The organism is Actinoallomurus spadix (genome assembly GCF_024055725.1).
GTDB lineage: Bacteria > Actinomycetota > Actinomycetes > Streptosporangiales > Streptosporangiaceae > Actinoallomurus > Actinoallomurus spadix.
The window spans coordinates 230,072-251,623 of sequence record NZ_JAMXMX010000007.1 but is presented as its reverse complement, the minus strand read 5'-3'; the positions used below and the strand labels follow the sequence as shown (position 1 = coordinate 251,623).

19 protein-coding genes and 1 pseudogene are annotated in these 21,552 nt (G+C 71.7%); 9 read left to right on the top strand and 11 right to left on the bottom strand.

Features of this window, described 5'->3' with window-relative positions:
- Nucleotides 1-15: 15 nt before the first annotated feature.
- Nucleotides 16-1,050: a class II fructose-bisphosphatase gene (gene glpX, locus NE235_RS12790; RefSeq protein WP_252802205.1), complete on the top strand. Its 1,035-nt coding sequence runs from the start codon at nucleotides 16-18 to the stop codon at nucleotides 1,048-1,050.
- A gap of 62 nt (nucleotides 1,051-1,112) precedes the next feature.
- Here the strand turns inward: glpX and NE235_RS12785 are convergent, their stop codons facing one another.
- The 4 genes from NE235_RS12785 to NE235_RS12770 all read right to left on the bottom strand — a co-directional run bounded on the left by NE235_RS12785 (nucleotide 1,113) and on the right by NE235_RS12770 (nucleotide 5,167).
- Nucleotides 1,113-1,994 (bottom strand): carbohydrate ABC transporter permease, encoded by an 882-nt coding sequence (locus tag NE235_RS12785; protein ID WP_252802203.1) that lies wholly within the window; start codon nucleotides 1,992-1,994, stop codon nucleotides 1,113-1,115.
- Complete coding sequence (locus tag NE235_RS12780) at nucleotides 1,991-2,953, bottom strand: carbohydrate ABC transporter permease (protein ID WP_252802201.1); 963 nt, start codon at nucleotides 2,951-2,953, stop codon at nucleotides 1,991-1,993. The genes NE235_RS12785 and NE235_RS12780 overlap by 4 nt, the downstream gene beginning before the upstream one ends.
- Before the next feature lie 10 nt (nucleotides 2,954-2,963).
- Nucleotides 2,964-4,217 carry an extracellular solute-binding protein gene (locus NE235_RS12775; protein ID WP_252802199.1) on the bottom strand — a complete coding sequence of 418 codons (1,254 nt, stop codon included), beginning with the start codon at nucleotides 4,215-4,217 and terminating at the stop codon, nucleotides 2,964-2,966.
- A 344-nt stretch (nucleotides 4,218-4,561) separates the two neighbouring features.
- Nucleotides 4,562-5,167, bottom strand: coding sequence for a DUF1707 SHOCT-like domain-containing protein (locus NE235_RS12770; protein ID WP_252802197.1), 606 nt, complete (start codon nucleotides 5,165-5,167; stop codon nucleotides 4,562-4,564).
- A 54-nt stretch (nucleotides 5,168-5,221) separates the two neighbouring features.
- Here NE235_RS12770 and NE235_RS12765 point away from each other — a divergent pair, with 54 nt between their 5' ends.
- The 3 genes from NE235_RS12765 to NE235_RS12755 all read left to right on the top strand — a co-directional run bounded on the left by NE235_RS12765 (nucleotide 5,222) and on the right by NE235_RS12755 (nucleotide 8,224).
- Entirely contained in the window at nucleotides 5,222-6,157 is a 936-nt protein-coding gene (locus NE235_RS12765; protein WP_252802195.1) for an ABC transporter ATP-binding protein, read from the top strand.
- A complete protein-coding gene (locus NE235_RS12760) occupies nucleotides 6,147-6,932 on the top strand; it encodes an ABC transporter permease (protein ID WP_406567569.1) in 786 nt (261 codons plus the stop codon). Before NE235_RS12765 ends, NE235_RS12760 begins: the two co-directional genes overlap by 11 nt.
- Before the next feature lie 80 nt (nucleotides 6,933-7,012).
- The gene (locus NE235_RS12755) at nucleotides 7,013-8,224 is read left to right on the top strand and encodes an MFS transporter (RefSeq protein ID WP_252802191.1); all 1,212 of its coding nucleotides are present in this window, start codon (nucleotides 7,013-7,015) and stop codon (nucleotides 8,222-8,224) included.
- 294 nt (nucleotides 8,225-8,518) lie between these two features.
- On the opposite strand, the gene NE235_RS12750 is transcribed toward NE235_RS12755, so the two are convergent.
- The 3 genes and pseudogenes from NE235_RS12750 to NE235_RS12740 form a co-directional block, all read right to left on the bottom strand.
- Nucleotides 8,519-8,617, bottom strand: a complete 99-nt coding sequence (locus NE235_RS12750; protein ID WP_252802190.1) for a DUF397 domain-containing protein — start codon at nucleotides 8,615-8,617, stop codon at nucleotides 8,519-8,521.
- Nucleotide 8,618: 1 nt separating this feature from the next.
- Nucleotides 8,619-9,536, bottom strand: coding sequence for a tetratricopeptide repeat protein (locus NE235_RS12745; protein WP_252802424.1), 918 nt, complete (start codon nucleotides 9,534-9,536; stop codon nucleotides 8,619-8,621).
- A 111-nt stretch (nucleotides 9,537-9,647) separates the two neighbouring features.
- A pseudogene (locus NE235_RS12740) lies at nucleotides 9,648-9,857 on the bottom strand (helix-turn-helix domain-containing protein); the annotation flags it as partial.
- Between the two features lie 129 nt (nucleotides 9,858-9,986).
- On the opposite strand from NE235_RS12740, the gene NE235_RS12735 reads away from it, so the two are divergent.
- Nucleotides 9,987-10,361 carry a hypothetical protein gene (locus NE235_RS12735; RefSeq protein ID WP_252802188.1) on the top strand — a complete coding sequence of 125 codons (375 nt, stop codon included), beginning with the start codon at nucleotides 9,987-9,989 and terminating at the stop codon, nucleotides 10,359-10,361.
- A gap of 592 nt (nucleotides 10,362-10,953) precedes the next feature.
- On the opposite strand, the gene NE235_RS12730 is transcribed toward NE235_RS12735, so the two are convergent.
- Nucleotides 10,954-11,211 (bottom strand): hypothetical protein, encoded by a 258-nt coding sequence (locus tag NE235_RS12730; protein ID WP_252802186.1) that lies wholly within the window; start codon nucleotides 11,209-11,211, stop codon nucleotides 10,954-10,956.
- 27 nt (nucleotides 11,212-11,238) lie between these two features.
- The gene (gene pdxR, locus NE235_RS12725) at nucleotides 11,239-12,696 is read right to left on the bottom strand and encodes a MocR-like pyridoxine biosynthesis transcription factor PdxR (protein ID WP_252802184.1); all 1,458 of its coding nucleotides are present in this window, start codon (nucleotides 12,694-12,696) and stop codon (nucleotides 11,239-11,241) included.
- An 85-nt stretch (nucleotides 12,697-12,781) separates the two neighbouring features.
- On the opposite strand from pdxR, the gene NE235_RS12720 reads away from it, so the two are divergent.
- The gene (locus tag NE235_RS12720; RefSeq protein WP_252802182.1) at nucleotides 12,782-13,738 is read left to right on the top strand and encodes a DMT family transporter; all 957 of its coding nucleotides are present in this window, start codon (nucleotides 12,782-12,784) and stop codon (nucleotides 13,736-13,738) included.
- Nucleotides 13,739-13,894: 156 nt separating this feature from the next.
- Nucleotides 13,895-15,535: a fumarate hydratase gene (locus NE235_RS12715; protein ID WP_252802180.1), complete on the top strand. Its 1,641-nt coding sequence runs from the start codon at nucleotides 13,895-13,897 to the stop codon at nucleotides 15,533-15,535.
- 106 nt (nucleotides 15,536-15,641) lie between these two features.
- On the opposite strand, the gene NE235_RS12710 is transcribed toward NE235_RS12715, so the two are convergent.
- A complete protein-coding gene (locus NE235_RS12710; RefSeq protein ID WP_252802178.1) occupies nucleotides 15,642-16,964 on the bottom strand; it encodes a serine/threonine-protein kinase in 1,323 nt (440 codons plus the stop codon).
- A gap of 134 nt (nucleotides 16,965-17,098) precedes the next feature.
- On the opposite strand from NE235_RS12710, the gene NE235_RS12705 reads away from it, so the two are divergent.
- Nucleotides 17,099-19,255 carry a serine/threonine-protein kinase gene (locus NE235_RS12705; protein WP_252802176.1) on the top strand — a complete coding sequence of 719 codons (2,157 nt, stop codon included), beginning with the start codon at nucleotides 17,099-17,101 and terminating at the stop codon, nucleotides 19,253-19,255.
- Nucleotides 19,256-19,339: 84 nt separating this feature from the next.
- Nucleotides 19,340-20,743 carry a class II fumarate hydratase gene (locus NE235_RS12700; protein WP_252802422.1) on the top strand — a complete coding sequence of 468 codons (1,404 nt, stop codon included), beginning with the start codon at nucleotides 19,340-19,342 and terminating at the stop codon, nucleotides 20,741-20,743.
- Nucleotides 20,744-20,886: 143 nt separating this feature from the next.
- Here the strand turns inward: NE235_RS12700 and NE235_RS12695 are convergent, their stop codons facing one another.
- Entirely contained in the window at nucleotides 20,887-21,351 is a 465-nt protein-coding gene (locus tag NE235_RS12695) for an aggregation-promoting factor C-terminal-like domain-containing protein (RefSeq protein WP_252802174.1), read from the bottom strand.
- Nucleotides 21,352-21,552: the final 201 nt, after the last annotated feature.

The following is a 21,552-nucleotide window of genomic DNA, read 5'->3' as shown; positions in this document are numbered from 1 at the left end:
AAGGCCCACATCGCCATGACTGAAGAAACGACCGTATCGTCCCCGCTGACCACCGAGGCCCACGCCCCGGACCGCAACCTCGCCCTGGAGTTGGTACGCGTGACGGAGGCGGCGGCGATGGCCGCGGCCCGGTGGGTCGGCCGCGGCGACAAGAATGGAGCCGACGGGGCCGCGGTCAACGCCATGCGCCAGCTCATCAACACGGTCTCGATGAACGGCGTCGTGGTGATCGGCGAGGGTGAGAAGGACCACGCGCCGATGCTGTACAACGGCGAGCAGGTGGGCGACGGCACCGGCGCCGACTGTGACGTGGCCGTCGATCCGATCGACGGGACGCGGCTGACGGCGCTGGGGATGAACAACGCGATCGCCGTGATCGCCGTCAGTCCCCGCGGCACGATGTACGACCCGTCCGCGGTGTTCTACATGGAGAAGCTGGCGACGGGCCCGGAGGCGGCGGACCTGGTGGACATCGAGGCGCCCGTGGCCGACAACATCCGCGCGGTCGCGCGGGCGAAGCACTGCTCGCCCGGCGACGTGACCGTCGTGATCCTGGACCGGCCGCGGCACGAGGGCATCGTGAAGGAGATCCGCGAGGCGGGCGCGCGGATCAAGTTCATCACCGACGGCGACGTGGCCGGCGCGATCATGGCCGCCCGGGAGGGCACGGGCATCGACCTGATGCTCGGCATCGGCGGCACGCCCGAGGGCATCATCGCGGCCTGCGCGATCAAGTCCCTCGGCGGCGTGCTGCAGGGCAAGCTGTGGCCGAAGGACGACGCGGAGCGGCAGAAGGCGATCGACGCGGGTCACGACCTGTCGCGCGTGCTGACGACGGACGATCTCGTGGCCTCCGACGACGTGTTCTTCGCCGCGACCGGCATCACCGACGGGGAGCTGGCCGAAGGCGTCCGGTACGGCAAGGGGATCACGTCCACGCACTCGCTCGTCATGCGCTCGCGCAGCGGGACGATCCGCCGGATCCACAGCGAGCACAAGCTGTCCAAGCTGCGGGCCTACTCCGCGATCGACTTCGACGCGGCGGGCTGACGCACGCCGGGCGGGGGCCGCGATGGCCCCCGCCCGGAAGACCGGCAGACCGGCAGACCGGCCTACTTCACCGAGCCGGCCGTGAGGCCGCCGATGAGGTACCGCTCGATGAAGACGAACAGGATGACCACCGGCACGATCGCGATCAGCGAGGTCGCGAAGAGGTACTGCCAGTGCTGCTGGTACGACGTGACGAACCCGGGGACGGCCACGGTCAGCGGCTGCCGGTCGGGCGACGAGGTGATCGTCAGGGCCACGACGTACTCGTTCCACGCGCCGATGAAGGTGTAGATCACCGCGGTGACCAGGCCGGGCAGGGACAGCGGCAGGGTCACCCGGACCAGTGCCTTGACCTTGCCCGCGCCGTCCAGGTAGGCGGCCTCCTCCAGCGCCTTCGGGATGCTGGAGAAGTACCCGTGCAGGATCCACACGCAGAACGGCAGGTTGAAGGCGGCGTTGACCAGGATCAGCCCGAACAGCGTGTCGGTCAGGTCCAGCGCCACCATCTCTCGGTAGATGCCGATCACCAGCGCGGTCGGCGCGAACATCTGGGTGACGAGCACGAGCAGCAGGAACGCGCCGCGCCCGCGGAACCGGTGCCGCGCCGTGTAGTACGCCGCGGGCAGCGCCACCGCGAGTGCGATCAGCGTCGCCACGGCGGCGACGATGAGCGACACCTGCATGTTCTTCCAGATCGGCGCCGCCTTCCACACGTTGACGAAGTTGGCGAAGTCCCAGTGCTCCGGCAGGAGGGTTGTCGGCGACTTGGTCAGCTCGCGGTCGGGCTTGAGCGCGGTGAGCGCCATCTCCAGGTACGGCGCGATGAACACGAACGCCACCAGGTAGCCCACGCCGGCGAGGATCGCGACCTTGGCCCGGCGGGCGAACGCGCCGTCGCCCGATCCCGCCCGGTCCTTGGGACGCGGCGTGCTGCGGCCGCTCATGACTGTGCCTCCCCGCGCCAGCCGACGACCCGGAGGTAGACGAGCACCAGGATCAGGATGAGCCCGAAGTTCACGACCGCCATCGCGGCGGACTCACCGACGTCGCCGCTCCCGCTGAAGGCGAGCTTGTACATGAAGGTCGTGCTGGTGTCGGTCTTGCTTCCGGGTCCGCCGCCGGTCATCGCGTAGATGATCGGGAACGAGTTGAAGACGTTGATCACATTGATGATCGCCGCGACGAGGAGGGACGGCCGCAGGAGCGGCAGCGTGATGCGGAAGTACGTCCGCGCGCGGCCGGCGCCGTCGACCCGGGCGGCCTCGTAGACGTCCTCCGGGATGGTCTGCAGGCCGGCGAGGATGACGAACGAGGTGAACGGCAGGGAGACGAAGACCGCCACCCACATCATCCACATCATCGCCTGCGTGGGGTGCGAGAGCCAGTTCACCGGGTGGTCGATCAGCCCGGCGCCCTGCAGGACCTTGTTGACGATGCCGTAGTAGTAGTTGAGCATCCACTTCCACGTGAGCGCGGTCATCAGCACCGAGGCGGCCCACGGCACGATGACCGCCCAGCGCACGATGCGCCGGCCGGGGAAGCGGGCGTTGAGCAGCTGCCCGAGCGCCAGCGACACCACGATCGTCACGAGGACGACGCCGACCACCCACACCACGGTGCGCAGCAGCACGCTGACGAGGTCGGACTCGTCGAACAGGTCACGGTAGTTCCCGGTCCCGCGGTTGCCGAGCGTCGCCCCGGACGAGCTGATCCTCAGCAGCGATGTCCGGACCATCTCGATCACGGGCCACAGGACCACGGCCCCGATCAGGATGACGGCGGGGCCGATCCACGGGAGGGGGGCGAGCGCCCGGCCGAGCCGGCGGAGGGCGCTCGTCGACGGCGGCGACGCCGGCGCCGGGGTCGTGGCCCCGGCGCCGTGCGCCTCGATGGTGTCGTGCACGGGCGGTCCGTCAGCCGTTCTTCTGCGCGGTCTGCTGGAGCTCACTCAGGACGCTCTTCGGGTCACCGGTGATGGCGGTGCCGAGCTTCTCCTTGATGGTGTTCGCCAGCGGTCCCCAGGCGGCGTTGCCTGTGGGGTAGAACTTCGCGTTCGGCAGGGCGTCGATGAACGGCTTGTCGTACGGCACGGCGTTCGCGATCACGTCGCCCGCCGACTTGGTCACCGGCAGGAAGCCCTCTTCCTTCTGGAAGTTGGCGACGTTGTTCGCCTGGTAGAAGAAGTTCAAGAACTTGGAAACGGCGTCCTTCTTCTTGCCGCCGTCGTTCTTGAAGGCCACCAGGAAGTCCTGCACGCCGAGTGTGCTGGCCGTCGAGCCGGCCTTGGTGGGCAGCGGCGCGATGCCGTACGGCAGCTTGGCGTTGACCTTGTTGATGAAGCCCGCCGGCATGAACACGGCGCCGTTCAGCATGCCGATCTTGCCCTGTGCGAACTCGTTGAAGACGTCCTTGCGGTCGGTCGTCTCCGGGTTCGGCTGGGTGAGGCCGCTCTTGGTGAGGTCCTTGAGGTAGTTCAGCGTGTCGACGTTGGGCTGGCTGTTGATCGCCCAGTTGCCGGACTGGTCGACGTAGCCGCCGCCGTTGTTCATCGCCCACATGAAGAACTCGGCCTGGGACTCCTCGGCGCCGAGCGGCAGGCCCAGCGGGAAGACGCCCTTCACCTTGTCCTTGATCTTCTGGGCGTCGGCCTTGACGTCGTCCCAGGTCTTCGGCGGGGTGTCGATGCCGGCCTTCTTGAAGACGTCCTTGTTGTAGAAGAACAGCCGGACGCTGGACAGCAGCGGCACGGCGTACTGCGTGCCCTTGTACTTGTCGCCGTCGATGAACGACGGGAGGATGTCACTCGACACCTGCGGGGACAGCACGTCCGAGGCCGGGAAGAGCAGGCCGTCCCGGGCGAAGTCGGCGAACGCGTTGTAGTTCAGGATGTCGGGGGTCTGCTTGGTCTGGACGTAGGTCTTGACCTTCGCGTCCATCTGGGTCCAGTCGACCATTTCCAGGTTGACCTTGTAACCCTTGTTCTGCTCTTCGAACGTCTTGATCAGACCGTCCCAGAGGCCCTTGGTCTTGTCGTCGTAGACCGCGGCGACGAATCTGATCGTCTTTTCGTCACCGCCGCCGCCGGACGAGCTGCCCTTGCTACAGCCGGACACACCGAGGGCCACCGTGAGACCCGCGGCGATGGCGCCCATGAGATGCCGTTTCACCTGTCCCCGCCTTCTGCTTCTGCTTCGGGTCCGGGGCCACGCGGGTGCGCGCGACGTCCCCGGGTCACTGTCTTGGTATGGGTTCGCCAATCCCCCGGCCCGGCCCCTCAGCCCGTCACCTCTGAGCAGCCGTTTGGCGTGGCACAGCTGTGCTGCGGCTCGCGCCGCCGCCTCCTTTCACGCAGCATGAAAGGTTGTGCACGATTTATGCGCTCATTGAGCAAAATCACGCATCGCAAGGAACGATAGGAGCTGGTCCGTACCAGTTCAAGAGGGGAGGGAGGTAGGAGTCTTAACCGTTACCGAAACGGCCGTGACCTGCTGATCTCCGTGTTGCGACCGGATCACGGGTGACGGCGGCCCAGCGACCAGCGACGCCGCCGCTTGGGCGTACGGGCGTGGACGGACCCCAGCACGACCACTCCCCTGACCTCCACGACGGGCCCGTCGTTCCCGTACGCGGGCCGCACCCGCAGGTCCCGCGCGCCGAGGACGGACCGGCCGGTGAACTCCACGCGTACGCCCTCCGGCACCACGAGACGGAGCCGCCCGGCGAGCATCGTCGCCTGGACGACGACGTGCCGGCGCTGCAGCAGGGCCTCCCGCAGGTCGATCTCCACCGTCCCGAAGATCGCGGACACCGGCAGGCCGGCGGGGACGACCCAGCGCCCGGCGCGCCGTACGGTCGTGAACGCCGCGAACATCGGGCGGTCCCCGACCTGGATCGGCTGCTCCTCCGGGGCCGCCAGGTCGGCGGTCAGCTCGGTCAGCTCGCCCAGCGTGCGGGCGGAGTAGGCGCCCTCCACGCGTTCGGCGTGCTCGTCGGCGGTGAGCCGGCCGTCGCCGTGGGCGTCGCGCAGCAGCGCCACGACCCGCTCCCGGTCGGCGTCGGAGGCGCGCAGGTCACGCGCCCGCACGTGCTGGTCGTTCGCTCTCCACGGCAACTCCACGGCTCGACGATATTCGCTGGCGCGGCATGCTCACGGGTTCGTAGCGTGGAGACCATGGCGGACTCCCCGGCGATCATCCTGCGTGACGTGGTCAAGCGCTACCGCGACAAGGACGGATCGCAGATCACCGCGGTCGACGGCCTCACGCTCGACGTGCCGGCCGGCGTCTGCCTCGGCCTGCTCGGCCCGAACGGCGCCGGCAAGTCGACCACCATGCGCATGCTCACCGCCCAGTCCCGCGCCGACGAGGGCGAGATCACCGTCCTGGGCCATCCCGTCCCCGCCGAGTCCAAGGAGGCGCGGGCGCTGATGGGCGTCGTCCCGCAGACCGACAACCTCGACGAGGAGCTCACCGTCCGGCAGAACCTCGAAGTGTTCGCGCACCTGTACCGCGTGCCCCGGTCCGGACGGCGCCGGGCCGTCGAGCGCGCCCTGGAGATCGCCCAGCTCACCGGGCGCGCCCGGACCCGCGTCGTGAACCTGTCCGGCGGCATGCGCCGGCGGCTTCTCGTCGCGCGCGGCCTTGTGCACTCCCCGCGCCTCGTGCTCCTCGACGAGCCCACCGTCGGCCTCGACCCGCAGGTCCGCGCCGACCTGTGGGGCCTGATCGCCGCGCTGCGCGACGAGGGCACGACCGTGCTGATGTCCACCCACTACATCGAGGAGGCCGAGCGCCTCGCCGACACCTGCGCGGTCATGTCGAGCGGCCGGATCGTCGCCCAGGGCACCCCCGGCGATCTGATCGCCCACCACGCGGGCGACAGCGTCGAGGAGCACCACGGCCCGCCCGACCGGCTCGCGGAGATCGAGACGCTCGTCCGCCGCGCGGGCCTGCCCACCCGCCGCACCGGCCCGACCGTGTCGGTCCTGCGGGCCGAGCGCATCCCCCCGTCGCTGGCCGACGCGCTCGGCAACGGCGACCGGGTCGTACGCCGGGCGGCCAGCCTCGAAGACGTGTTCGTCGTCCTGACCGGAGAGAATGTTGGCTGACACGAGACTCCGCCGATTCGAGTGGGCGCCGGTGCGCGGCGTGTGGCGGCACGAGCTGGCGCTCTTCCGGCGCTACTGGACCTCCTCGTCGTTCGCCTCGACCGTCGAGCCGACCTTCTACCTGCTGGCCTTCGGCTTCGGGTTCGGGTCGCTCCTGGGCCACGTCGCCGGCTACCGCTACGTCGACTTCGTCGGCACGGGAGTCGTGGCGACGGCCGCGCTTTTCACGTCGGTGTTCCCGGGGATGTTCAACACCTACATCCGGCGCGTCTACCAGCACTCCTACGAGGCGGTGCTGGCGGCGCCCGTCGACGTGCACGAGCTCGTCGCCGGCGAGGCGTCCTGGATCGCCGTCAAGAGCGGCCTGTTCTCGTGCGTGCCCCTGCTGGTCGCGATGGCCTTCGGCCTCCACCCCGCCGTCGGCATGCTCGCGGTCCCGATCGTCACGATCCTCACGGCCTCCGGATTCGCGCTGTTCGGCATCTGGGCGTCCACGGTCGTCCCGTCGATCAACAGCTTCGACTACGTGATCACCGGCGTCCTCACGCCGCTGTTCCTGGTCGCGGGCACCTTCTTCCCGATCAGCGGCCTGCCGGGCTGGGCCCGTACGGCGGCGCACGTCAACCCGCTGTACCACTGCGTCGAACTGGTCCGCCACGCCGTCTTCGGCCTCCACCCGCTCGCCGACCTGGGCCACCTGGGCGCCCTGGCGCTCTTCGCCGCCGTGATGGCGTTCCTCGCCATCCGAGGGATGCGCCGCCGCCTCATCGACTGACGGCCGACGGCAGGAGTATTGACCCCCGGTGACCTGGTATCTACGCTGACGCGAACGTATTTCACGTTCCGGAGGGCAGCGTGGCGGCGGACATCGACGAACGGACCCGGAGCGGCCGGCGCGCGGCGTACGTCGCCTTCGGAGTGCAGGGCCTGAGCTTCGCCGCCCTCGTGACCCGCATCCCCGAACTGCAGAAGGCCCACAACCTCAGCGACGGCGCCCTCGCACTCGTCCTGCTGGCCGTCCCCGTGGTCGCCGGGCTCGGCAGCGTACTCGCCGGTTCACTCATGGCGCGGTACGGCAGCGGCATCGTGCTGCGGGTCGCCCAGCCGCTCGTTCTCCTCTCCATCCTCGCGATCGGCGTCGCACCCGGCGACCTCGCGCTGTACGGCGCGTCGGCGCTGTTCGGCCTGTTCGTCGGCGCCGTCGACGCGTCGATGAACGCCCAGGCCGTCACCGCCGAGACGCGGTACGGCAAGAGCCTGCTCACCGGCTTCCACGCCGTGTGGAGCGCGGCGGGCATCCTCGCCGGCCTGTGGAGCGCGCTCGCCAACCGGATCGACCTGGGCCTCGGCACCGGATTCGCCCTCCCCGCGGCCCTCGGCATCGCGGTGTCCCTGTCGTCCGGCCACCGCCTGTACCCGAAGACGCTGGAGGCCACCGGCCCGGACCTCGAGCAGCTGAAGGCCGCCGCCAAGAGGGTGCCGTGGAAGCCGATCATCATCATCGGCGCCGCGGTGACCTGCATGTACATCGCGGACTCCGCGACCTCCAGCTACAGCGCGAAGTACCTGAAGGACGACCTGCACGCCTCCGGCTCCGTGGCACCCCTCGGCTACGTCGCCTACCAGATCTGCATGCTGCTCAGCCGGACCGGCGCGGACCTGCTCGTACGCGCCCACGGCGCCGCGAGGATCGTGGCGGCGGGCGGGCTGATCGGCGGGGTCGGCCTCCTCACCGCGGCGCTCTCACCGAATCCCCTGGTCGCCATCATCGGCTTCGCCGTCGCCGGGGTCGGCCTCTCCGTCGTCGTCCCCACGTCCTTCTCGGCGGCCGGCCGGCTCGACCCGACGGGGCTCGGCATCGCCATCTCCCGGGTGAACGTCTTCAACTACGCCGGATTCGTGTTCGGGGCGGCCATCGCGGGCGCGGTCGCCTCCGACCTGTGGCTCGCCTACCTGCTGGGCGCCGCGCTGTGCCTCATCGTCCTGGTCACCGCCCGCGGCTTCGAACCGACCCTCGTCGACGGCGCGACCCCCAACCCCGCCGTCGCCGAACGCCCCGTCGCCTGACCGCCAGCACACCGCCGCCGTCATCTCCTTGGCACCACCGCGGCTTCGTTGCCGCCCCTGGAGCCTCATCCCCGTCGCCGTGGTCTCGTTGCCGTCGCTGGCGACGGAAGGATGACCGATTCATCGGGCCTGCGACGTCAAGGCCGGCGTCACGGTGCTGCTCGATCTAATCCAAGGGCGTCGCGGCTCGGCCGGGACGAGCTGCACGCCCCATCACGCCCATCGCAGTGGGGCGCATGGGAGGCCGAACCTGGGAGCGCGCTCGCAGGCCGCGGGCTTCCGCTCGGGAGCGCGTCAGGCCGGCCGCGCGTCCTTCTCGACGACCGCGACCTCGACGCAGTCGCCCTGCTGCGCCCCGCTGCGGCTGCTCTTCCGCCAGACCGGAATGCTCATCTCACCGTTCCCATCCTTGAGCGTCATGCACAGGCTCTCGAACCCGACAGCCGTAACCGTCGATCACGTCCCGGACCTCCGGGACATCGTGGAAGGGGCGGAGTCGGGCGAGAACGACTTGGGAGCGTCGAGCGGTGCGCCCGCTCGGCATGTCGGCCGAGAGTTCGAGCACACGACGGGCGGTGTGCGCGGCTTCTTCAGGCTCGTTGGCGTCCGCGAGGGCGACCGAGAGCCAGGACAGGTAGAGCGCGAGTTCCCGAGTATGCGTGCTGTCGTATCGGCCGAGCACCTCCGTCAGCAAGGGCACCGCTCTGAGCGGACGCCGCAATTCCACATGGACGCGGGCTTCCATGATCTGCAGCTCGCCCTCGTCGACCCAGTAGAGATATGCGGGGTCTTCCTCGCCACCGTGCCGCGAAAGAGCCTCGGATGCGCGTCCGAGAGCCTGGATCGCCGCTGATGCCTGTTCTGTCTTCGCATAGGCCCAGGCGACGCGGTCCCAGAAGAGCGCCTCAGCCCGAGGCGGCGCGCGGCGTCCACCCTCCTCGATCGCTGCGACTGCGAGCTCCAGACCGGTTTCAAGAGCTCCCACGTTGGTCCGGTGATAGGCGAGGGAACCGACCAGGTTGGCGGCCGATGTCCGGTCGCCGGCTTCACGCGCCGCGCTGACGCCGAGCCGATAGATCTCCTCGGCCCGCTGATCAAGACCCGCGTCACTGGCGATCCAGCCGACGACCTGTGCCAGTTCGCTGATCGCTGCGAGGAGGGCCCGGCCGACCTGCTCGCTGAAATCACCGGTCCGGTGCAGGGCCACCGCCGCGTCCAGTTCTCGTAGTGCCGGTCCGGCCAGGTCGCCGCCGGCCAGTACGTCGTCCGCCAGGCGCAGCCGATGTATGCGGGTCAGCAGGTCGGTGACCATGTCGGCACCTATTCTCCGCCCGGTCGAAACACCGAACGGCGGCCCCGGAACAACGTCCTCCGATATGCCGTGAACGAACGATTCCGCACTGGTTCGTCTTTCCAGCTCATCCAACGACACTTCGAGCGCCTCAGCGAGGTACGGGAGCCAGTATCGGGGCATACGCCGCCCTCGCTCGTACCGGCTGATCTCGTGCCGGGTGACCGTCGGACAGCCGGACAGGTCGCAGAGGATCTCGGCGAGCCGCCGCTGGCTCTTACCGGCTCGCCGTCGGAGGTGCGCTAGGTATACACCAAATTCCTCATTCGAACCACTTGGCATTGAACCTCCCTTCTCGAAGCACAGCGGCCCCCTTTATGGCCCCCTGCAGGGCCCCCCTTTCACGGAATGCCACGAGGTGTTATTGACCTGCGATGCAAATCCATCGTAACCCCATTTGGAGGAAATGGAATGGCCGAATCAACGACAGGCGCGCCGGGCGGTGTTCTCCGGCAGGAGCGGGCGATTCGTGCTCGGCTGGACGAACTCGCCGCGGCGCTGCGGGGGCACGGTCTGGAGGTGCGGGTGGGGACCAGCGCCCTGATGGTCTGGAATCCCCGGGCGTCGACGACCGACGATCCGCGCGGGGAGGCGATGAATCCGGGTCTCTCCCAGTACGTGGCCATCGCTCCCGACGAGGGGGCGTTGCACTGGTACTGGTGCTGGACCGGCCCCACGCGCGACGCGCCGCTGGAGACGGAATACATGTGCCCGGCGGAGCAGATCGACCGCGCCGCCGCACTCATCACGAGAGTCCTGCACGTCGCCGACAAAGGGGGCTCGTGAGCACCCCGTGGCCGCCCCGCCGAGATGCCCCGATCCCGGCGGAACCCGTCACTCGCGTCGATTCGGCTGCTTTACCGGCCGCACAGCCGTACGGGGCGGGAGCCGGGTCCTGGCTCGCGCGCCTGCGAGCCGAGTTCCCCCGGTGGGGAATCCTGTTCGACCCCTGGGGCCTCGCTTGGATCGCCGTACGAGGGCGGCATGAGATCGAGGTCGCTCCGACCGCGATCGCGCTTCGTGATGCCCTGACGGCCCGCGCGTTCGCCCCCGCGCCAGTGAACGGGGTGAGGTCGGACCCTGCCGCACCGGGTGCCCATCGTTCGAGCCGGCCGCGCGCCGACACGCCGCCGCTCGGTGAAGCGACCGCCGGCATGGTGCCGCCGCCGTGGCCTCCTTGCCGTCGGTACGGTCACGTCGCCGTCGGCGGTGACGATCAATGACCGGTTCGCTGGGTTCATGAGGTCATCAGCGACGTCACGGAAGCAGGGGCCCGGACCGGCTCATGAGGCTCCGCCGCCGTTCGGGGTGGTGGAGTCGGCGAAGACGCCCGCGTTCCCGTACTGCGCTGTGGGAACGCGGGCGGCGGCGGACGGCTTCAGGGGCGGAAGGCGTGCGGGGCCATCTCCTGCTGGAGGCGCTGCATGGCCTCCTCACCGGCGCGTTCGGCCTCCTCGGGGGTCTTGATCTCGGTGAGGGCGATCCGTAGGGCGGCCTCTGCGGCGTCGGCCGCCGCGCGGGCGGTGATGGCGTGGGTATGAGCGCGTTCGATGTCACCGAGACCGATGCAGTCGAAGGCGACCTGCGTGTCGTGGGCGGCGAGTTCGAGCTGGCGGGCGGCTTCGTCAAGACTCATTCTTGATCCTCCTCATCGCCGCACCTCCTACCCCCGTTCCGGCCTCCGACACAGCCGATTCGGCCGTTCGGGTGAGACCGCCTGGGCCAGGAGGTCGACCGCCTCGGTGAGGCGGTGCTCCGGCAGGCGCGCGTAGCCGACGACGATCGCGGGCGGGCCCGGATGCCGCAGGCGCATCGGAGCGACCCCGTGCACCGCGACGCCGAGGGCGGCGGCCCGGGTGACGACGCCGGCCTCGTCCGTGCCGGCGGGCAACTCGACGTACGCGTGCAGCCCGGCGGAGACCCCGTGGACGCGGACCTGCGGCAGGCGCCTCGCCAGGGCGGCGGCGAACGCGTCGCGGCGGTCCCGGTAGCGCCGCCGCATACCGCGCAGGTACCGGTCGTACGCCCCGGTCGCGATCATCCGGGCGAGGACGTGCTGGTCGAGCGCAGGCGAGCCGAGGTCGTACACCGCCCGCGCGGCGCGCAGCCGGGCGGCCAGCCACGGCGGCGCGACCGCCCAGCCGAGCCGCAGCGCCGGGGACAGCACCTTGCTCACCGAGCCGGCCAGGACGACCCGTTCGGGGGCGAGGCCCTGCAGGCAGCCGACGGGGTCCCGGTCGTAGCGGAACTCCCCGTCGTAGTCGTCCTCGATGATCACGGCGTCGGCGGCGCGTGCCCACTCGACGAGGGCCGTACGGCGGCGGGGCGACAGGACGACGCCGGTCGGGAACTGGTGCGCCGGGGTGACGAGGAGCGCCCGCGCGCCGGTACGGGCCAGGGCGGCGACGTCGATCCCCTCCTCGTCCACGGGGACTCCGATGGCCCGGACGCCGGTCGCCCGGATCATCGGGAGCTGCTGGTGGGCGAGCGGGTCTTCGACGGCGAGCAGCCGGTGGCCCTCCTCCCGGAGGATGCGCGGGACGGTCGACAGGGCGTGCGCCACCCCGGCGGTGATCACGACCGTGTCCGGCTCGGTGACGGCGGCGCGCACGCGCGCGAGGTATCCCGCGAGCTCTGTGCGGAGACGTGGCGTTCCGGCCGGGTCGGGGTAGTTGAGCTCGGCGTACGGGAGGTCGCGCAGCACCTCCCGGAGCGTCGCCGTCCACCGCTCCCTCGGGAACGCCGTCAGGTCCGGTTTGCCGGGGCGCAGGTCGTACGCGATGCCCGGCGGATCGACCGGCCCGGCGTCCGTACCGGCGGCGAGGCTGAGGGCGCGCCGGTGTGCCGTGCCGGCGGTCTCCGGCGGTGACGGGGAAGCGGCGGCGCGGGCCACCCGCGTGCCGTCGCCCTGGCGCGAGACCAGGAATCCCTCGGCGGTGAGCTGCTCGTACGCGGTGACCACGACGCCGCGGGAGACCTTCAGGTCGGCGGCAAGGTCGCGGGTGGAGGGCAGCCGGTGGCCGGGGCCGAGCGTTCCGCGCCGTACGAGGTCGCGGAGCCCGTCGGCGAGCTGCGCGGCGAGCCGGCCGGCGGAGCGGTCCAGCGTCAGATGCAGGTCCACCCGCCCGCCTCTCTGGAATGGTCCTTGATTCAGGTGATCGATTGGTCCTCGTGCCCGGACCATTGACTGCCTAGCGTTTCAGCCCATGAGGCAGAACACCACCCCGCGCGGCCTCGTCCAGGCCGCGCTCGCGATGACCCTCGTCGGGACGCTGACCGCGGTGTCGGCGGCGATCGCCCGGTACCCGGTGTACGGCGGGCAGGCCGTCCGCTACGCGGTCGCCGCGGTCATCCTCCTGGCCGTGGCCCGGTTCGGTGACCGCTCTCGCGCGTCACGGCCGCGCCCCCGCCTGACCGTCCGCGAGTGGTCGCTGGTCGCGGCGCTCGCCGCGACCGGCCTGGCCGGCTTCAACGTCTGCGTCGTCGAAGGCACCCGGTACACGACGCCCGCGATGATCGGCACGGTGGTGGGCGCGGTCCCGGTGCTCCTCGCGGTCGTCGCGCCGCTGATGGAGCGACGGCGCCCCGCCCCACGGCTGGTGGTCGCGGCGATGATCGTGACGCTGGGCGCGACGGCGGCCAACGGGCTCGGCGGCGGCAGCCTTCAGGGCCTCCTGCTGGCCCTCGGCGCCCTCGCCGGCGAGATGGCCTTCTCGCTGCTGGCCGTGCCACTCCTGCCCAAGCTCGGGCCGATGAGGGTGTCGGCGTACTCGGCGGCGGCCGCGACCCCGATGCTGCTCGTCGTCGGCCTGCTCGTGGACGGCACCGCCGTCGTGCGGATCCCGACCGCCGGTGAGGCGGCGGGCTTCGCGTACCTCGTGATCGTCGTCACCGTGGGGGCCTTCCTGCTGTGGTACGACGCGCTCGGCCGGATCGGCGCGGACCGGGCCGGGCTGTTCGCGGGACTGATCCCGGTGAGCGCGGTGGCCACGACGATGGTGCTCGGGCTGGGCAGGCCGAGCGCGGCCGAGCTCGTCGGCGCCCTCCTGGTCGGATGCGGCGTCGCGGCCGGCCTCGGTCGCAGGGTACGGCGGCCGGCCCCGGTGATCGCCGTGACCCCGGGCCGGGAATCCGTGCGCGTCGCGGAAGCGTCGCGTCCGTGACGCGGTCGGCGAGTCCGTGACGCCCGTGACGCGGCCGGGGTCGTCTCGCGGGCGGCACCGCGGCAGGGGACCTCCGTCCCGAGGCGCGTTCGGTGCCGGAACGGCCGGGTCCTAGTCTTGGAGACCCCACTCACCGTGTCGTCAGCGAGGAAGCCGATGCCCGAATTCGCCTTCACCGAGCTACTCCCCCAGGGCCCGGACGAGACCGAGTACCGCCTGCTCACGAGCGACGGGATCAGCGAGTTCGAGGCGGGCGGCCGTACGTTCCTGCAGGTCGAGCCCGAGGTGCTCCGCCTGCTCACCGAGACGGCGATCCACGACATCTCCCACCTGCTCCGGCCCGCGCACCTGACGCAGCTCCGGAAGATCCTCGACGACCCGGAGTCCTCGCCGAACGACCGGTTCGTCGCCCTCGACCTGCTGAAGAACGCCAACATCGCGGCGGCGGGCGTGCTGCCGATGTGCCAGGACACCGGCACCGCCATCGTGATGGGCAAGCGCGGCCAGCACGTCCTGACCGACGGGGACGACGAGCGCCACATCGCGCGGGGCGTCTACGACGCGTACACGAAGCTGAACCTCCGCTACTCCCAGATGGCCCCGCTGACCATGTGGGAGGAGAAGAACACCGGCAGCAACCTGCCCGCCCAGATCGAGCTGTACGCCGCGCCCGGCGACGCGTACAAGTTCCTGTTCATGGCCAAGGGCGGCGGCAGTGCCAACAAGTCCTTCCTCTACCAGGAGACCAAGGCCGTCCTGAATCCCAACCGGATGCTGTCCTTCCTGGAGGAGAAGATCCGGTCGCTCGGCACCGCCGCGTGCCCGCCGTACCATCTCGCCATCGTCGTGGGCGGCACGAGCGCGGAGTACGCCCTCAAGACCGCCAAGTACGCCTCGGCGCACTACCTCGACACGCTGCCGGCCGAGGGGAGCCCGACCGGCCACGGGTTCCGCGACCTGGAGCTGGAGCAGCAGGTCTTCGAGCTGACCCAGCAGCTCGGGATCGGCGCGCAGTTCGGCGGGAAGTACTTCTGCCACGACGTCCGCGTGATCCGGCTGCCCCGCCACGGCGCCTCCTGCCCGGTGGCGATCGCCGTGTCCTGCAGCGCCGACCGGCAGGCGCTCGCGAAGATCACCCGCGACGGGGTGTTCCTCGAGCAGCTGGAGACCGACCCGGCGCGCTACCTGCCCGAGACCACCGACGACGACCTTGAGGGCGAGGTCGTCCGCATCGACCTGAACCGCCCGATGGACGAGATCCGCGCCGAGCTCGGCCGGTACCCCGTCAAGACGCGTCTCTCGCTGACCGGGCCACTCGTCGTGGCCCGCGACATCGCCCACGCCAAGATCAAGGAGCGGCTCGACGCCGGCGAGCCGATGCCGCAGTACCTGCGCGACCACGCCGTCTACTACGCCGGTCCGGCCAAGACCCCCAAGGGCTACGCGAGCGGGTCGTTCGGCCCGACCACGGCCGGCCGGATGGACTCCTACGTCGAGCAGTTCCAGGCGACGGGGGGTTCGCTGGTGATGCTCGCCAAGGGCAACCGCAGCAAGCAGGTGACCGAGGCGTGCAAGGCACACGGCGGGTTCTACCTCGGTTCGATCGGCGGCCCGGCCGCCCGGCTGGCCCAGGACTGCATCAAGAAGGTCGAGGTCCTGGAGTACCCGGAGCTCGGTATGGAGGCGGTCTGGAAGATCGAGGTGGAGGACTTCCCCGCGTTCATCGTGGTGAACGACAAGGGAGACGACTTCTTCGCGGACACGACCGGGCCGCTGCTGACCATCGGGCGGCGCTGACGCGGGGCCGGCCGCGCCGTTCCGGCCGCGGCCGGCCGACACCGCCCCTCGGCTGGGCGTCCGAGCGGCCCGGCGGGCGTTCTGGAGCGTGACCTCTCGGGTGCGGCTACTTCGCCTTACCGCCGTTGCCGTTGCCGTTGCCGTTGCCGCCGTTCGTCCTGCCCTTGCCCTTGCCGTTGTTGCCGTTGTTGCCGGTCGCGGTGCCGCCGTCGCCGGTTCCGGTTCCCGTGCCGTTGCCCGGGGCACCGTGCCCGCTCGTGGTCTTGGTCGGCTGGGCGGTGGCGGCCGGGCTCGTCCTCGCTGGCGTCCCGCCGGGAGCCGTACGGTGCGCGGCGGGCGGGGCCGTTCCGGCCGAGTCGGGCCGGGGTGGCGTGTGACCGCGCGGCCGGAGGGACGGCGCGCCGCCCTGGGTCGGCGTGACCGTGGCGCGGCCGGTGGGCGGCCGGCTCTCCTCCCCACGGGTTCCGTAGAGCACCGTGGCGACGACGACGGCGGCCGTGGCCGCGATCGCCGCGGCGATCAGGGCGGGGACGACCGATCGCCGCGCATGCCGGGTCTCCTGCGGCCTGGTGGGGGTGACGCCGAGGCGCGCGAGCAGTTCGGCGGGCCGTGGCCGCTCCGCGGGATCCTTGGCCAGCGCCGCCTCGACGAGCGGGCGGAGCGACTCGTCCAGCCCGGTCAGGTCGGGCGGCTGGTGGATCACCCGCCCCGCCAGTTCGTCGCCGTCCCCCTCGCCGAACGGATTGCGGCCGATTCCGGCGTACGCGACGAGGCAGCCCCAGCCGAAGACGTCGGACGCGCCGGTGGCGGGCCGCCCGGTCAGCCGCTCCGGGGGGATCCAGCCGGGACTGCCCATGACGACGCCGTCCCGGGTCAGCCCGCCGGAGGCCGGAAGACGCTGGGCGATGCCGAAGTCGATGATGCGCGGGCCAGTGGGGGTCAGCAGCACGTTCGCGGGCTTGAGATCCCGATGCACCATGCCCGCGCCGTGGATCGCGGTCAGGGCGCGTGCGACGCCCGTCGCGAGGGCGCGCAACTGCTCCGGCTGCAGCGGCCCGCCGGTGTCGACGATGTGCGCGAGCGACGGGCCTTCGATGTACTCGGTGATCAGGTAGGGCGGCCGCTCGGTGGTGCCGTCGGCGAGCACCCGCGCCGTCCATCCCCCCGGCACCCGCCGCGCGCAGTCCGCCTCGCTCTGGAAGCGCAGGCGCACGCTCTCGTCGTCGGCGTCCTCGGGGCGTGCGGTCTTGACCGCGACGAGCCGGCCGTCCCGGTCGCGTCCCAGGTAGACCACGCCCATCCCGCCCGAGCCGAGCCGGGCGACCAGGCGATGGCCGCCGATGGAGGCGGGGTCGTCGACCTCCAGCGGCAGCACACCGGAAGCGAGGACGGTGAGTCCACCGAGCCCCGGAGCCGAAAAGGTTTCCATCCCCACGCCTCTTCCGATGGCGTTGACACCGAACGTGCCTGTCAGCTTCGATCTTGCAGTGACGCCGACGTGAGTGCAAGATCACGGTAAGGATCCGCGTGCCGCGACCGGCACACGCGGGTATCTTGCGCTTCGTGGCCGAGTCCCAGGACCGCTTGCTCTCCGGTCGTTACCGGCTGATCGAGGAGATCGGCCGGGGCGGCATGGGCGTCGTCTGGTGGGCGCACGACGAGGCCGAGGACCGTGAGGTCGCCGTCAAGGAGGTCCACCTCCCGCCCAGCCTGCGGCCCCGCGAACGCGAGAACCTCATCAAGCGCACCAACCGCGAGGCGATGTCCGCGGGCCGGCTGGACCACCCGGGTCTCATCGCCATGTACGACGTGGTGGTCGAGGACGACCGTCCGTGGCTCGTCATGGAGTACGTCGCCGCCCGGTCGCTGGAGGACGTCTTCGCCGAGGACGGCCCGATCTCTCCGGTCCGCGTCGCGGACATCGGGCGGCAGTTGCTCGACGCGCTGCGCGCCGCCCACGAGGCCGGCATCGTCCACCGGGACGTCAAGCCCAGCAACGTCCTGCTGGAGAACTCCGGGCGCGTGGTCCTCACCGACTTCGGCATCGCGACCTACGAGGGCGCCACCACCCTCACCCAGTCGGGGACGTTCATGGGCTCCCCCGCGTACGTCGCGCCGGAGGTCGCCAGTGGCGAGCGCGCGTCGCCCTCCTCGGACCTGTGGTCGCTCGGCGCGACCCTCTACGCCGCCGTCGAGGGACGGCCGCCGTACGACTTCGAGACGGCGATGGCGACGCTGAGCGCGCTGGTCACCGCCGAGCCCGATCCCCCGGTCCGCGCCGGACCGCTGCGCCCGCTCCTGGAGGGGCTCCTGCAGAAGGATCCCGTACGGCGGCTGACGGCCGAACGCGCGGCCGAGCTGCTGGCCGCCGCCACGGCGCCGCCGCTGCCGTCCCGGCCGGCGGAGGCGTCCCGGTCCCGGTCGAGCAGACGGTCCGCTCACGAGTGGTCCAGCCGGGAGTTCTCCGGCTTCCGGCGGGCCGGTCGCGCGCGACCCACTCCGCCCGGATTAGGATCCCCCGGCCGGGCGCGGCCCACCCCGCCCGTCCTTGGCGACTCCGGCCGCCAGCGGCCCGTCCCTCCCTCTCCCGGAGAGGACCGGCGGCCCGCCCCGCCCGCCCCCGGAGATGCCGACCGCCGGGCGCCCGCCCCCGGGGACTCCGGCCATCAGCGGTCCGGTCCACCGGTCCCCGGAGATTCCGGCCGCCAGGCGCCCGCACCGCCCGCCGCCGGAGATTCCGGCCGTCAGCGACCCGGTCCGCCCGTCCCCGGGGACTCCGACCGTCAACGGTCCATCCCGCCCGCCGCCGGGGATCCTCGCCGGGTGCGGCCTGGCCCGCCCGTAACCGGGGACTCCGGCCACTGGGCCGCGCTGCCCGGTCTCCGGCGGTCCGGCGACACGGGGCGGACCGCTCCGCCGGGTTCCGACCGGTCCCGCCGGGCAGAGCCCACGCCGCCCCGTACCGGACGTACGGGAACGGGCCGGACCAGCCGGGACCTGCCGGCGGTCGGAGCGCCGGACCGGGCGCCCGCCCGGCCGACGGCGAGCTGGCTTCCCGTCCCGAGGCCCGAGCCGCCCGGAGCCCCGGGCACCGGGCCGGCCCGTGGCGGGCGCCGATGGCTGGACCGGCGGGGAGCGCTTCCCCTGGTGACGGGCGGGGTGCTGACGCTGGCGGTCGGGGCCGGGGTGCTCGCCGGGCTGAACGGCTGGGCCGGCTCGCGGGACACGCCATCCGGCACGCGTACGTCCGGCACGCGTACGTCCGGCGCGAGGACGTCCCCCTCCACGGCACCCGGACCTCCCGCCGCGACGTCGTCGCCGCTCCTCACCGCCCGCTCTCCGGAGGCGCTGCCCGCCACCCTGCTGGACGCGTCGGACCGGCCGGTGGCGCGCCGGGTCGCGCGGAAGAGCGGCACCTGGCCGGCCGCCTCCACGCTGACGTTCGGCGTTCCGGATCGCGGCCGCCGCGTCGGGATCCTCCTCGTCTGCCGGTCCGGCGCCCGCCGGCTGTCCTTCACGGCCTACGCCGTCGGCGCCCCCGGCCGGACGGTGCGCGGCGACTGCGCGCCGAAGTCCCACCGGTTCGCGGTACCGCCCGAACTACGGCTTCCCGCCGGCGTCTCCCGCGCCCGGATCCGCGTCCACCTGCGCCGCGGGCCGAAGGCCGGCGGCGGGCGGGTCGAGTGGCTCGCCGGAGCGTACGAGTCCCTCACGAGCTGAGGCCGCGCCGGGAATACGGCTGGCGCTCCCCGAGTCGGGTAAGGACGGGGACGACGACTGCGACCGGAGACGACCATGAGCGAAATGAGTGACCGGCAGGAGTTCCGCGTCGAGCATGACTCCATGGGGGAGGTACGCGTTCCCGCGTGGGCGAAGTGGCGTGCTCAGACCCAGCGGGCGGTGGAGAACTTCCCCATCTCGGGACAGCGGCTGGACCGCGCGCACATCGCCGCGCTCGGCCACATCAAGGCGGCCGCCGCGAAGGTCAACGCCGAGCTCGATGTGATCGACAAGGGGATGGCCGACGCGATCGCGGAGGCCGCGCTGGAGGTCGCGAACGGCGACCATGACGCGCACTTCCCGATCGACGTGTTCCAGACGGGCTCGGGGACCTCGTCGAACATGAACACCAACGAGGTCGTCGCCACGCTGGCCGAGGAGCGGCTGGGACGGCCCGTCCATCCGAACGACCACGTGAACGCCTCACAGTCGTCCAACGACGTGTTCCCGTCATCGATCCACATCGCGGCGACCGGGCTGGTCGCCGGCGAGCTCATCCCCGCCCTCGGGCACCTGGCGGGCGCGCTGGAGCGCAAGGCCGAGGAGTTCGCGTCGGTCGTCAAGGCGGGGCGGACGCACCTGATGGACGCCACTCCGGTGACGCTGGGCCAGGAGTTCGGCGGTTACGCGGCCCAGGTGCGGTACGGCGCCGAGCGGCTGGAGGCCGTACTTCCCCGGCTCGCCGAACTGCCGCTGGGCGGCACCGCCGTGGGCACCGGCATCAACACCTCCCCCGGCTTCGCCGAACGCGTCATCGCCGAACTCGCCCGGGCCACCGGCCTGCCGCTCACCGAGGCCCGGAACCACTTCGAGGCCCAGGGCGCGCGCGACGCCCTCGTGGAGACGAGCGGCGCGCTCAAGACGATCGCGGTGGGCCTCACCAAGGTCGCCAACGACCTGCGCTGGATGGGCTCGGGGCCGCGCGCCGGGCTGAGCGAGATCCGGCTACCCGACCTTCAGCCCGGTTCCTCGATCATGCCGGGCAAGGTGAACCCGGTGATCCCCGAGGCGGTCTGTCAGGTCGCCGCGCAGGTCATCGGCAATGACGCCGCCATCACGTTCGGCGGCGCGGCGGGCAACTTCGAGCTGAACGTGATGCTGCCGATGCTCGCCCGGAACATCCTGGAGTCGATCCGCCTGCTGGCGACCGTCTCCCGGCTCCTGGCCGACCGGTGCGTCGAGGGCATCGAGGCCGACGCCGACCGCTGCCGGGAGTACGCCGAGTCGTCCCCGTCGATCGTCACCCCTCTCAACCGCTATCTCGGGTACGAGGAGGCCGCGGCGGTCGCCAAGCAGGCGCTGCGGGAGCGCCGGACCATCCGCGAGGTCGTCATCGAGCGCGGCCATGTCGACGCCGGCCGGTTGACGCTCGAACAGCTCGACGCCGCCCTCGATGTCCTCGCGATGACCCGGCCCGCCGGCTCCTGACCTGGCCCGCCGAGCCCAGACGCGACCCGCCGGATTCGGACCCGGCGGGCCGCGGGCGGTCCTGGCCCGGCCGCGTCCGGGGTGCCCTCATCCGGCCCGCGGCGGCCCTGTCGACGAGGCCGGCCGCCACGGGAGACGCCGGATCAGTACCAGCCGGTGGCCGCCGAGTGGCCCCAGGCCGCGCAGGGAGTCCCGTAACGGCTCTTGATGTAGCCCAGTCCCCACTTGATCTGGGTGGCCGGGCTCGTCCGCCAGTCCGCGCCCGCCGTACGCATCTTGCCCGCCGGCAGGGCCTGCGGGATGCCGTACGCGCCGGACCACGGGTTGCGGGCGCGGTGGTTCCAGCTGCTCTCGCGCATCCACAGGCGGTCGAGGCACTGGTACTGCCGGTACGACCAGCCGCGTTCGACGAGGAACGGCAGTGCGAGCACCCGGTTGCGCTCGGAGACGGTCAGCTGCGGTTGCCGGGGCGGCACTATGTCGGGCCACGCGTGGGCGGGAACCGCGCCACGTGCGGGCGGCTCTCCCGCGAGTCCGGTGATCAGGGCGGCGGCGCTGCCGAGCGCGGCCACGCCGCTCCGGGAGAGTCCCGTCAGTTTGAGGTCCAAGTCGGCTCTTCCGTCAGCCGGAACGCCGGTCACGCTCCGAGCGGGCCTTCACTCCGCCGTCGGCTGCCGCGTGGGCTGACCGGGCCACCGGACGGCGCCCCCGCAGGGGCGCCGTGCGCGACGTTCTCGCGCTTCGGAGTGACGGTGACGGAGCGTCCCGGCCGGGAGCGGTCCGTCACCACGCCATGACACGTTCCGTGA